Here is a 12,799-nt window from a genome sequence, read left to right on the forward strand (position 1 = left end):
TAGCTAAAACCTGTGCTAGCTGTTAGCTTGCAACAATTGTTGGTACAACTGGTCTTTTAAGGCCGCACGGCGTAACTTTTTAGCATGCATAGTTTCATCGTCAATTGGCGAATCTTGTAACTCTAACCCACGAATTTCTTTGTCTAGTGCATCGTACTCTTGGGTTTGAGTCGCGAAATTTTGGTCGTTCGCAGTCAGAGTTTTTATCTGTTCAATAAAATCTGGAAAATCGCTTTTCAGAGAGTGGTTTTCACCTAACATATTTCATATCCTCTTGTTGTGATTAATGCCTACCTAAGCGTAGGCTAAAATGGTGCAAAATCATCTTGTTTAGTTGAAGGAACGGTCCAACGTTGCGTTGCATCAAAACTCACCTGATTCGCTTCACGTGGTGGCATGACTCCATTGTTACCAAATAGCCAAAGTACAAAATTGGAACGTGTACCACTGGTAATTGACTGAGCGGCATGGGGAACATTACCCCTATGGATCACGGCGGTACCGGGTTTAAAGGTTAGTTCACTAGTTAATCCGTGCTGTGGGTCATAAAAATTCAATGCTGAACCCGCATAAGACTCTTCTGGTGAGTTTAAGTTAATGTTTAAAGTCACAGCCGAAGCATCGGTATGCGGACGAATTGAAGTATCTGTAGAGGGTTGATAATGAATAGAAAACCCAAAACTTTGAGTGTCATAACCGGTGATCTCTGGAAATAGCATACGCGCAATAGGGCGCATATATGTATCAATAAGCTCCTGATAAAACGCCTGAAAACTCGGCGCCGCAAGAAAACCTTCGGAACGTCTATCAAGCATCGCGCCACGACGATTTAACACTATGCCATAAGGTGGGCGTAGCGGAATTTGTGCATCCCATACGTTTTCTAAATAAGCGCGTAGTTCAGCAAGACGCTCAGGATTAAAAAATTGGCATTCAAATACGTTAGGCGCTACTTCTTGCCACAGATCTTGTACTGCGCTTTCTTTGCTGGGATCTTGCCATGCTTGTGTTACTGCATTACGTAAACGCTCATCAAGCAACGCAATATCTAGAGAAGGAATAAGAATATTTTCGTTTTCCTCCCACTCTTGCCAAGCATTACTTAATAACTGTTGATTATCATTCCAAAATTGTTGCACCGAAGGCGCACGGTGCAACATTGCCTCACGTGAAGGTAAAGCTAACTCACGGGCCTGTTGTAATTGATTAATTGACATAATTTACCTCCACTCAAGTTGAGTGTGTTTGTAGTGACACCCTAAAACAGCAATTTATTACATATTAACTTGTAGATAAACTTCTAACATAAGGAATCAGAATTTAGATTTTGTATATAATGATTAGTTAATATCTTGGACTTGCATAACCACATCATTCCAATTGCGCTGAGTTTCAATGTCGTCTTCCAAGCGTTGCTCATCTGCAAGAGTGAATCGTTTGATTGCAGGCGTTTTGCTGGTGGCTTGATATAACCAGTAAGCTTCAGCTTTTAACGCGTCTGTAATCGGTTTGTCGATTGACTCATAAACGGCTTGTTTACAGGCGTTGATAGACTCAGCTGGGAACTGTGAGATTCTTTTAGCAAGAGTATCCACGTATTCTCCGATTTCTTCAGGATCCAGTGCTTTGTTGATGGTGCCGAGTTGCTCAGCTTCATCAGCGTCAAAATCACGGGCACTTAGAATTATTTCTAAGGCTTTTCCTAATCCAGTTTGTCGAGCCATACGTGAGGCACCGCCACCATAAGGTAAAATGCCCATGGCAACTTCCATCTGCATAAATTTATATTTACCACGGGCTGCAAAACGCATATCAAGGGCCAGTGCAAGTTCGTGACCACCGCCACGGGCAAAACCTTCAAGTTTGGCGATAGTTGCTTGTGGTACTTTGCTGATCCGTTCACAGACTTCTTGTAAGTCGAATAGCTGCGCATCGTCGCGAGACACGGCGACCGTAGACATGTCTTTGAGTAATTCAGTATCGAAATGACAGACCCAAATTTCTGGATTGGCGGATTGGAATACTACTACTTTAGTGCTGCGGTCACGTTTAAGCCGCATCGCGAAACTTCTGGTTCGACCATCAACATCGGACACGATGCGCTGGTACAGTTAGGTGTGAACGCTTATCAAGCATATCGACTGAGTAAAGTGTTCAAAAATAAAGAAAACCAACTGATGAAAAAGTTCAAACAAGATCAATGGGTTCAGAGTGACCCCTTTTATTACAGAGTTGTCAAAAAACACAGTCTAAAATCCCTTCCGTTTTGTTACTGTGTTGCAGTTAGTCTTCTTTTTCAAGAATAAACTTGATTGAAGAACGCAATCCAATTACCAACAGCAATTCCTGAAAACTTCAATCTAGCGAGTGCTCATATGTATATAAGGTCATTTTTGTAAATAACCTTTTTGTTTGTTTTTTGAACTATTGTATTGCAGCAAACTATGTTCTAGGCTTTCTTGTGTCTACAAACTTTCTAGGTCCTTCAAATGAAATTTTTTCTACGTTCGCTACATCTGTGTTTTGTAATCAGTGTTTTATTTTTGGGCTGTTCTTCGAACGAAACGGTAACCCCCTCAGCTAATAATGCGAAAAAACAGAGTGTTTACACGCCAACGTTTTCAGAACCTAAAGATTGGCTGCGCTCAGAAAGTAAGGAAGCAATCACTTACACTGCGCCTGAGGGTAATGCGAGAGTGATGTTAGTCTCTATTGCCCAAGCTACGGATGCGCAAAGTGCTGCAAAATTGGCTTGGGGCAAGGTAGATCCTAACTTTAATCGAGTGCTAAAACTCGAAAATGAAAATGCGCCGACACGGGGGTGGGATGCAATTGTAGAAATTGAATATCAAACCTCTCCCGCAGAAGAACGAGTGGTGTATGCCTATCCACACTACTACCAAAATCAGTGGTCGGTTTTTTTAATTGACGCTAATTTAGGTACGCTGGGAAAGCGCGGTGCAGCGGTTCGCAAAATGTATCAAAGTTTGACTCGTGCAGGATACCAATCAATTGATCTCAAGGGGAAAACTGCTAAAACAATTACGCCAGAAATAGTTGCAGAACTTCTAGAGTTTCTAAAAAACTCTACTCAAGCGCTTAAAATTCCTGGCGCTGGCGTGGGAATAATTCAAAACGGTGAAGTGGTTTATTCTGGTGGTGTGGGAGTCAAAGATATAGAAACGGCTGAAGCCATTGACGGAGACACGCGATTTATCATTGCCTCTAACACCAAAAGTATGACTACGTTGTTATTGGCTAAACTTGTGGAGCAGGGCCTGATTGGGTGGGACGATACAGTGATTAGCCACTACCCAAATTTCCGATTGGGCGATGAAGAAACCACAAAAAGTGTATTAATACGTCATTTAGTATGCGCCTGTACGGGGTTACCCCGTAAAGACTTCGAATGGGTTTTTAATAATGGTCCAGATACTCCTGCTCAATCTGTGTTTGACGAATTGGCCGCTACCCAGCCAACAAGTGGCTTTGGTGAACTCTATCAATATAATAATCAGATGGCCGCAGCCGCGGGATACGTCGCCGCTTATAAACTCTATCCTGATATGGAACTAGGCGCAGCCTATGATCGTGCTATGCAAGAATATATTTTTGACAGATTAGATATGAGTCATACCACTTTCGACTTCAAAACGGCGTTAAGTGGCAATATCGCCAAACCCTATACAGTTAATTTTGATGGCGAAATAACCGCAATAAAACAAACACCAAGTGATGGTTTTAATCATACCGTTATAGCTTACCGCCCAGCTGGTGGCGCTTGGTCAACACCAACCGATATGCTGAAATATATTTACAATGAATTGTCTGGAGGAATTGCACCTGACGGAAAACGCCTGTTTGCTGAAACCCCATTATTAGAGCGCAGAGCCCCATTTGTAGAAACGGGGGCCGAGTCTACATACGGTATGGGATTGTCAAATAAAGACATTGATGGCATTGCCATAGTAGAGCATGGTGGTTCAATGGCGGGTTATTTGTCACAAATGGTGATCATTCCAGAGGCAAATATTGGCGCAGTCATCTTAACTAATTCAGATAGGGGAGGCGCACTTCTAGCTCCTTTCGGACGTAAACTGGTCGAGTTACTTTATGACGCTGAACCCAAAGCAGAGGCTCAAGTTGCGGTAGCAGTCGATGGTGCGAATCAATACCTCGCTAAGGAGCGCGCTGAGCTGACAATTCCAGCCGATGCAACAATCATCAAGAGTCTTGCTAAAACTTATACGAGTCCTAAATTGGGGTCTGTGGAAATCCGCAACGAAGGCGACTCTGTGATTCTCGACTCTGGTGTGTGGCGTGGTCCCTTAGGTTCTAAAACTAACCCAGATGGCACTATATCCCTAGTTATCACTGATGGTGCAACCTCGGGTGTGGAGTTTATTGTTGGAGAGTTAGAGGGCAAAACAACCCTCAATTTAATTACGCCACAACATAAATATGTTTTAACTGAAAGCGACTAGTTCAAGACTCAGGATTATCACCAAGCAGCTTTGCTAGCCGTCATCAATTTGCCGATTACGGATATTGATTATCAGTTTTAATGGATGGGAAACGACCTAAAGCCGATATCCACAAAGTTGCTTTGTTAAGCATGCAGTTTTAGTAAGGCTCATGTGCTAATAATGTACGAATTAGACGGGTAGGAATACTAACGGTGATGTCCCACTGTGGGAACCCTTTTCCTGGTGGCCAGAAATCTCTTGATTCAAATTCCAGATCAGAAACATCTTTCCACTCGAAAACACTGCCTCCTGGAAAACAAGTGCTTAACTTACATTCGAATTCACCTAATTCAGGAAGTTTGAGCAATTCATATATCTTTGCGCCACCGGCCAGCATCTTTGGTTTTAAACCCAAATCTCTTTCAATTTGCAATGCAGTTAAGCCTACAATGTATTTTTCCTGAGTTACATACCCTACTCGATTTCCGACATTACTAGAAGATGTAACCACTTTGACTAGTTTATTTTTAGTATTCAATTTCCAACTATTCATTGACCTGATCTTTACAAGCTCATAAAAAGTAGATTTAAGTGTCATTGATAGGGTCTCCTTTGATTTTTACTTTATTTGCCTAACACCAAATTAAGCGGCGTTGACCGTTCTTGCTAATGTTGGCTTCAATTTCCTTGTTAGGTTTATTTAGCATAAAACTTATAAATAACAACTCGGCTATGAGCTTCCGCGTAGTCTGGCCTGTTGTAATCAATTCACGGTGGAAAACCAAAATCAGGATCGTACTCAATGCTCACCTCGACATTTTCTTTTAGTCGATTGATTTTATTACCCTAGTGCTATCAAAGAATTCAGGTGTCGTTTTATATAAATCCGAAATAAAAGAGGTCAGAGTTACTTTAATGAAATTTCATTCTAAATCAGTTGGCGACAGCCCTTGAATGGGTTGCTTTTGAGTTATCAATACTGACTGCTGAATGATATGCTCTTTACGACAAAGTCGCTCGGTAATGAAAGCGAAAGAGCCCCTTGGTAATCACACTAATTTAAAACTCCGAGCCTTTCAGTGGGTTGCGCATTGGGTCGCTTGTAAAGTTGAAAGACGTTTTTAGTCAAATAGATTGGCTGCCGGTACAGGCAACGTAATTCTCAAAGAAAGCAATGCATAGAATAGCGAACAAAATTCTGACACCAAGCTTTATCAAGAGTTACAAAATAGAAAAATAGTATCGCTTTATATTCGCGACTCAATCAAGGCTAAAGCATCAGCAAGGATATCTTCGACTAGTTGATAGGCTCGTTTTTCATCGCCTGATTTTATTGCATCAAACACATCAGCATGAAATGAGACGTCAGTGTTTTTAACACCTAGAGTTTGGTTGTTATAGCGAATACTTACTTTTAATGCTGCTTTGACAAACTGAGTAAATTGAATGAAAAACCTATTTCCACTGGCTTGTAAAATTGCGTTAAGAAAACAGATATGCGCATCTAGTTGATCGTCCAAACCTTCTTCGGCTTCTGCTATTCTAAACAGAGCTTCTTCAATTTGTTTTAGCTGTTTGGGCGTTGCGTTTCGTGCCGCAAGTTTCATTGCGTTGGGTTCTATTGCCGCTCTGACTTGTGTGAATTCTCTCAATAAACTCAAAGAAGGTTTACTTTGTAATATCCAAGAAAGCACATCGCTATCGAACAAATTCCATTCCGTTTCAGGTAATACTCTAATACCTTTTTTGGGTCTTGATGAAATAAGTCCCTTTGCTGAGAGCATTTTCACAGCCTCTCGGGTGGAGCTTCTACTGACCTCGAATTGCTTACAGAGAATTGCTTCAGAAGGCATGCCCTCGCCGACGGGATACTTACCATTTACGATTGATACACCTAGAGTATGAGTAAGCTGTTGGGTTAAATTACGGTTTTGAGACATACTAATTCCATTCAAAAATACTAAGCCGCATATAACATATAAACGGCTTCAATCGATCAGTGTACGGTAAATTCTACACCTTGTGTAGCTTGAAAATGAGACTAGTTTGCACGAAGGTGATTGGCAGTTGCATGCCATACTGCATTAGCACCTCTCCACTAAAAGTCTGGTTTTCTATTTTGCTCAAAATAGAGGGTGAATACTCTTTGAGCGAGGTTGGCCAGACTAAGTTGAAGCGGTATTCGTAGTTTTTGACTAAACCAACAAACCTATAACGTTTAGGCTGGGTTCTTCTGCTTTCAAGCACATGATTATAGGCAAATAATGCTTGTGTTTTACAGTGAGAGACCACGCCATAATCTATTGAATTTTCGTTTGAATCTAACCTATGGTGTCTACCACTATGAATTAAGCCTCTATGCGCTTTGTATAGCTCCACCCCAGCTTTTAATTTATCTTTGTCTTCTGATGTTAATTCTCGAGGGTCCATTTCCATACCCATACTAGCAAATAGCGCAACAGCTATGCGGGTGTCCATGCTAATCCGTCTGCCGGTAATATGACAATCGCGAGGACCAACGTGTGATCCTAAAAGTTCAAGAGGAAAGAAAAATGAAGCGCCGCGTTGAATACTTAGACGGTCGAGCGCATCATTTGAGTCAGATGTCCATACACGGTCGGTATGTGCCAATATGCCATAGTCGATGCGGCCGCCTCCCGATGAGCAACTTTCAATCTCAACATGAGGGTGTGCGCTTTTAACTCGGGCAATTAACGCGTAAACAGCTTTTGTTTGCAGGTGAATCGCACTTTTTCCGTTAGCATTGCCAGTGTGATTAATATCGCGGTTCATATCCCATTTAATAAAGACAATATCCGGATAAGCACTCAAAACGGCACTGATTTTTGAAAATAAATAATCGCTTACCTCTTGGCGTGTTAAATCGAGTACCAGTTGGTTTCTAAACATGATTTGTGGATTACCTTCACTCGACAACACCCATTCTGGGTGCGCTCGATACAAATCACTATCAGGGTTGACCATTTCTGGTTCAAACCAAATCCCAAACTCCATCCCTTGTAATTTCACGTAGTCAATAATAGGACTCAGCCCTTGGGGATAAACTTTTTCATCTACCGTCCAATCTCCCAAACTAGTGGTATCACTGTTGCGCCCTTTAAACCAACCATCGTCAAGTACAAAGCGCTGAGCGCCTACCGATGCTGTGATATCGGCTAACTGTTTCATGGTCTCTAAATTGTGGTCGAAATAAATGCCCTCCCACGTATTGTAGAAAACGGGACGCGAATTAGTTGTATATTCAGAGCGGCGAAGGTTTTGGCGCACATAGGTATGGAAATGATGGGATAATTCACCAAAGCCATTTGCCGAATAACTGACATAAAGATTTGGAGACTGGTAACTTTCCCCTTGCTTAAGCTGAATTTCTTCTCCCCCTAGTAACTCTCCCATTTGCACATAAGTGCGCTGTTCGGGTAAAAGCTCTACCCGAGTGCGATGATTTCCGCTCCAGCCAAGATGAAATCCATAACATTCGCCTTGGCTTTCATTTGCAAATTCATCATGCACTAACACACCTGGAAAATTATCGTGTGAGGTCTTTCCTTTACGATTTTCACGGACATAAGCACCCAAAAATAAGTCAATAGTGCTTTGCTGAAACTCAAGTGCCCAGCGACCCTCAAAGGAAAGCACTTTAGTAACGTGATCAGGAATAGCAAATGTTGGTGCCGCGCAATCGGTAACCGTAAGGGGCTGTTGTGATAGGTTGCGAACTAGAGTATTCGCAATGACTACATGACTAGATAGGTCGAGAGTTATTTGATGATTTACCTCAATTCCTCGAACTCTATCCTCAGAAATAAAACATACTTCGTTCGGTGCAGTTTGTTTAATATCAACAAGACTCGCTCCAACAGACCAAGCATTGGCGGTATTGTTTAAAGTGATACCTGGAGAGCCGGTAAAACCGTTCCCCAAACAGGGAGACAGACTAATAGGTACTTCTTCAGCCAGTGCACATTTCGGTTCTTGTCGTGTAGACAAAACTTCTAGCATGCGGTGATTACTTTGCTGGTTGAGACGTTTACCGAAATAAAGGATACAAGGCGTACCTCGACGGCAATCGAAAATAAGGCTCATGTAATCTGAATGTAAATCTATAAAATCCGCCGCTTGGCTCATGCTGTGAGGCCCTGTACTGTGTTAATAAACTATAGGTATTTTAGTTTGAATACCGATGAATGTAAATAAATCATATAAATATGTTAAATACAAGATTGCGGTGAATATCCGTTGCAATAATACGATTTATCCAGCTGCTAGAGTGTGCTTTAAAAGGAGTCATACTTTACAGTTGAGCGATCATTCACGTCACTTGAACAGGTCAATCTTCTGTAATTTATTGCGAGATATATTTTAGAATTACCATTATTAGAGACATATTAAAGCGCTAATTTTCATCAAATAAATTCAACACTTGTTAATCAATGAGGCGCGCTGTTGGCTGATGCTACACAGCCCGCCTCAATAGACATTAGTGTTATTGATACTCAGCTATTAACCCATTGGAACTGAGGTTTTTGCTTATAAACCGCCCAGTTGAGCAATAAAGACAAAACAATGCAGCTAAGCAGAGTCACAAACATCAAATGGATGTAATGCAAATCAAAGGGGGCAAAAAAGGGAGAAAATTCGAATGAAAGCAGAGCGTATAAAGTTACACCAAAAATGACCGAAAATAGGCCGGCACCTGCATGCACATTTTTAAATACCAGGCCTAAAATAAACACCGATAAAATTGGCATACTCAAAAGTCCGTAAAGTTGCTGAATGAGATTGATGATGCTATCGGCTTCTCGGTAAACTAATACTAAAGCTAACGACAACAAAGTGATCAAAATTGTCACAAAACCCGATAGTTTCTGCACGTTAGGTTTTTTATTAAAATACGCCTCGTGGATATCGCAAACATACAGGGCAGTGGCTGAATTTAGATTACTGTTGAATGTTGTCAACACCGCGGCTGCCATAGCAGCAGCAAATACACCACTTAAGTAATTGGGTAACAAATCGCCCACAATAGTCCCATAGGCTGCATCACCGATATCGCCATATAATTTGAAAGACACAATACCTGGAACCACTATAATAGTAGGGACAATTAATAGTCTTATTCCAGCAGCGGCAAAGACACCCTTTTGCGCTTCTTTTATATTGGGTGCCGCCATGGCTCGTTGTGTAATAACTTGATTGGTACCCCAATAAAACATTTGTATAAAAATCATGCCGGTAAAAAGGGTATGCCATGGGATGGGTGAATCATTGTCACCAATTAAAGTGAGACGCTCTTTGGGGATCCCCTCAAAGTTATAGTCAATTGCGTTTAATGCTAAAAATACCACCACTACCGCCATGATAAGAAGAATCACTCCAGAATAAGTATCTGAAACCGCGACCGCTCGTAACCCACCAAAAATCGCGTACAAAGCGCCTACTATGGCGAATACACTAGCGATATACATTATTGGGATATCTATGTTAAACATGTTTTGCATAAATAAAGAGCCGCTATAGATAACCGCGGGACAAAATATCAAGGCTGAACCGAGAAAAAACAGAAGGCTAATTACCGCGCGTATGTGTTTATTGTGGTAACGTTTTTCGAGTAATTCAGTTGTGGTGGTACAATCGTATTGGTAGTAAATAGGCAAAAATACTTTGGCCAATATAAACAATCCAATAACGGCAGAAAATTCCCATAGCGCCAATAAGGCCATTTGATTACCGTTCATACCAACAAGTTGGTCAGTACTTAAATTCGTTAAGGTAATGGAACCCGCAACGTAATACCAAGCCAATCCTCCACCTGCTAAGAAGTATTCTTTGGTTTGATCGGTTTTGGTGTGTCCTTTGCCTTTGCATTGCAAATAGGTCAAAAAACCTATTGCGGCTGTAACCAATAAAAAGATCGATATTTGTATAAAGTCTGCGTTCATATTGTTCTACTTATCAAGGTTTTAGGTAAGTTATGCAAGAGTGTTGGACTTGCTGACTTCCATTTTTATTGTGCTAATTGAGGCCTTGCCAGGCAGCGCATTATGCCTATTTATCAGAGAGTTGAGCTGATAAATAGACATCAACATAGCGTGAATAGGCGTCAGGTAACCTGCGTCATTCAAATTTACTAAAGTATCGCCCGGGAGACTTCTCAAGCGGTCTTCGTCAATAGTATGAAGTCCTGTAATTCTGTTGGTTTGACCGTCGCCATAAACAATATGTAAATCTAAGGCTTTGATCAGACTAAGCTGTTCAAGTGTTTGGGTTAATTGATGGGTTTGCGACAGACTGTTTATTTCGCTGTCTAACGCTTGAGTTACCTTAGATAAATGCGGGCTAGCTTGTTTGTCTGCGTTAAATAAAGCTTCACCTTGTTGCTCCGATAAAGCAGCGCTTTGTGCATCAAAGCCAACCCCATATTGTTTTTCTTGATTTTCTAATTGCATTAGATAGAAGGGGTAGGTTTGTGCACTCAAAGGTTGGAACACTGATTGCCAATGTCCATCTATTACAAATAAGTTGTGTTGAAGTTCAATTCCACACATGGCTGAAAACGCCCAAGCGCCGTTAACATTGTTACGACTTAAAAATACCGGAAACGAGCAGGCAGCGTTGGCAATTTCAGAGGCTCGCAACTGAAGAAGGTGCTGCTTTGCTGCGTGCTCAATTATGCCACTGGGAATTATTTTTAAATTGTGGTGATTTTGACTGCTAAGCTCAGTTAATAGTGGCATGCTGCTATATTCCTTGGGGTAGATGTTGACCTGCGCTCGTGGTATTTAACCATGTATTAATAAATGTTCGATGGTCTGGTAAAGACTGCAACATTTGTTGAGTGAGTTGTTGGTTTCGCTGCTTGATTACTAGTGCCTGTTGGCCTTGGTCATATAGGTAGTGTTGCTGGGTGAAATCAGGTTTAAAACCCATGCCATAGATTACGTATTGATAACTGGCTGCTGGAAATAGTTCGATCGCACTTTCAAAATCAGCATGTATTGGGCCACGATAGGCCCACACCGACAAATCTTCTTTTAGAGACTCAGGTATAGTTTCACTCGTAGTATGAGCCTGCCAATAAGGCTCAGGCCGTTTTGTTAAGGTATAATGTAATTTCAAAAAGTCGATGATTCTTGACCATTTGTAGTCCATTTGTTGATTAAAACGCTTGGCAATAGTCGTCATGTTTTTACGTTGTGGTGGTAAATTTTGAGCCACAAACCGCGATGAAATTTCAATTAGCATAATTGCAGTGGCTTCGAGAGGCTCTACAAACCCAGCTGACATACCTATAGCAACGCAGTTACGGTGCCAAAATTTTGCTCTATGTCCACATTTAAACGAAATTTTTCTCGGCTCAATGTTTTTCGCTTGCGGACCCAGATAGGTTTTCAAATTATGTAGTGCTTCATCATCAGATAAAAACTGACTAGCATAAACATGACCCACCCCTCGCCGAGTGACTAAACCAATATCCCAAATCCACCCCGCATTTTGACCAGTTGCAATGGTGTGTGATGGGATAGGGGCATCTTCACTAGGGTAAGGTACGTGTAATGCAAGAGCTGTGTCGTTAAATAAGTATTCTTCTTTACTTATAAAGTCGACTCCTAGAGCTTGTCCCAGCAATAATGAACTAAACCCAGTACAGTCAATGAATAAATCTGCTGCTAGCTCTTGCTGGTCCTCCAAGATAATACTGCTAATATCTTGGTTTTCATTTAATTTGACTTGTTTAACTGTGCCAATAATGTGTTTAACACCTAAAGTGTTGCGACAATGATGCTTCAGCAAATCCGCGAATGCGCCAGCATCAAAGTGATACGCATAGTTACACTGGCCCGAATATTCTCCTTCGCTTATGCTTCTCGGTGCTAAGTTTGCTTCGCACAGGTGATGTTGATAATTCGCCTCTATCGCGAAATCTTCGATGCGGTCAACGTAAGGTGCAAGATCGATACGTCCGTAACCAAGTGGCACTGTAAAAGGGTGATAGTAAAAATCATCTTGTTGTTTTACCCAATTGACAAATTTACCACCTTGTTTAAATGTGGCATTGCAATGAGCAAAGAAGTCGCTTTCTTTAATCCCGATGTCTTTAAGTGTATTTTTCATCGTAGGCCAAGTCCCTTCACCTACACCAACAGTGGGTATATCTGATGCTTCCACTAAGCTAATTTGTATTTGTCCTGCGATGATTGCTTTTTTGTGTTTTGAAGCAATGATAGCTGCAGCTAACCATCCAGCCGTTCCACCGCCAACTATGGCTATTTTCCTTACGTGCTCAGTCATAATTAGCCTTACCTTAGGTCGAT

Annotated in this window: 9 protein-coding genes and 1 pseudogene; 1 reads left to right on the forward strand and 9 read right to left on the reverse strand. The window is 41.4% G+C overall.

Annotated features, from left to right (window positions below):
* Window positions 1–15: 15 nt before the first annotated feature.
* The 3 genes and pseudogenes from KO534_RS02915 to KO534_RS02925 form a co-directional block, all read right to left on the reverse strand.
* On the reverse strand, window positions 16–261 hold the full coding sequence (locus KO534_RS02915; RefSeq protein WP_215927045.1) for a YdcH family protein: 246 nt from the start codon (window positions 259–261) through the stop codon (window positions 16–18).
* A 44-nt stretch (window positions 262–305) separates the two neighbouring features.
* Window positions 306–1,217, reverse strand: a complete 912-nt coding sequence (locus KO534_RS02920) for a 2OG-Fe(II) oxygenase (RefSeq protein ID WP_215927047.1) — start codon at window positions 1,215–1,217, stop codon at window positions 306–308.
* 123 nt (window positions 1,218–1,340) lie between these two features.
* A pseudogene (locus KO534_RS02925) lies at window positions 1,341–2,063 on the reverse strand (enoyl-CoA hydratase/isomerase family protein); the annotation flags it as partial.
* Window positions 2,064–2,489: 426 nt separating this feature from the next.
* Here KO534_RS02925 and KO534_RS02930 point away from each other — a divergent pair.
* Window positions 2,490–4,484 carry a serine hydrolase domain-containing protein gene (locus tag KO534_RS02930; protein WP_215927051.1) on the forward strand — a complete coding sequence of 665 codons (1,995 nt, stop codon included), beginning with the start codon at window positions 2,490–2,492 and terminating at the stop codon, window positions 4,482–4,484.
* Window positions 4,485–4,623: 139 nt separating this feature from the next.
* Here the strand turns inward: KO534_RS02930 and KO534_RS02935 are convergent, their stop codons facing one another.
* The 6 genes from KO534_RS02935 to KO534_RS02960 form a co-directional block, all read right to left on the reverse strand.
* Window positions 4,624–5,064, reverse strand: a complete 441-nt coding sequence (locus tag KO534_RS02935) for a hypothetical protein (RefSeq protein ID WP_215927054.1) — start codon at window positions 5,062–5,064, stop codon at window positions 4,624–4,626.
* A gap of 649 nt (window positions 5,065–5,713) precedes the next feature.
* The gene (locus tag KO534_RS02940) at window positions 5,714–6,412 is read right to left on the reverse strand and encodes a FadR/GntR family transcriptional regulator (protein WP_436836570.1); all 699 of its coding nucleotides are present in this window, start codon (window positions 6,410–6,412) and stop codon (window positions 5,714–5,716) included.
* Between the two features lie 67 nt (window positions 6,413–6,479).
* Window positions 6,480–8,612 (reverse strand): alpha-galactosidase, encoded by a 2,133-nt coding sequence (locus KO534_RS02945; RefSeq protein ID WP_215927058.1) that lies wholly within the window; start codon window positions 8,610–8,612, stop codon window positions 6,480–6,482.
* Window positions 8,613–8,980: 368 nt separating this feature from the next.
* Window positions 8,981–10,426: an SLC5 family protein gene (locus KO534_RS02950; RefSeq protein WP_215927060.1), complete on the reverse strand. Its 1,446-nt coding sequence runs from the start codon at window positions 10,424–10,426 to the stop codon at window positions 8,981–8,983.
* Window positions 10,427–10,456: 30 nt separating this feature from the next.
* Complete coding sequence (locus KO534_RS02955; protein ID WP_215927062.1) at window positions 10,457–11,221, reverse strand: SapC family protein; 765 nt, start codon at window positions 11,219–11,221, stop codon at window positions 10,457–10,459.
* A gap of 4 nt (window positions 11,222–11,225) precedes the next feature.
* A complete protein-coding gene (locus KO534_RS02960) occupies window positions 11,226–12,776 on the reverse strand; it encodes a tryptophan halogenase family protein (RefSeq protein WP_215927064.1) in 1,551 nt (516 codons plus the stop codon).
* Between the last annotated feature and the right edge of the window lie 23 nt (window positions 12,777–12,799).

Origin of the sequence: Paraglaciecola arctica (genome assembly GCF_018861065.1) — a bacterium.
In the GTDB taxonomy this organism is placed as follows: domain Bacteria; phylum Pseudomonadota; class Gammaproteobacteria; order Enterobacterales; family Alteromonadaceae; genus Paraglaciecola; species Paraglaciecola arctica_B.

Coding starts and splice junctions, on each gene's coding strand:
- KO534_RS02960 (WP_215927064.1), bottom strand. CDS start 12,776: ATGACTGAGCACGTAAGGAAAATAGCCATAGTTGGCGGTGGAACGGCT.
- KO534_RS02915 (WP_215927045.1), bottom strand. CDS start 261: ATGTTAGGTGAAAACCACTCTCTGAAAAGCGATTTTCCAGATTTTATT.
- KO534_RS02950 (WP_215927060.1), bottom strand. CDS start 10,426: ATGAACGCAGACTTTATACAAATATCGATCTTTTTATTGGTTACAGCC.
- KO534_RS02930 (WP_215927051.1), top strand. CDS start 2,490: ATGAAATTTTTTCTACGTTCGCTACATCTGTGTTTTGTAATCAGTGTT.
- KO534_RS02945 (WP_215927058.1), bottom strand. CDS start 8,612: ATGAGCCAAGCGGCGGATTTTATAGATTTACATTCAGATTACATGAGC.
- KO534_RS02920 (WP_215927047.1), bottom strand. CDS start 1,217: ATGTCAATTAATCAATTACAACAGGCCCGTGAGTTAGCTTTACCTTCA.
- KO534_RS02955 (WP_215927062.1), bottom strand. CDS start 11,221: ATGCCACTATTAACTGAGCTTAGCAGTCAAAATCACCACAATTTAAAA.
- KO534_RS02935 (WP_215927054.1), bottom strand. CDS start 5,064: ATGACACTTAAATCTACTTTTTATGAGCTTGTAAAGATCAGGTCAATG.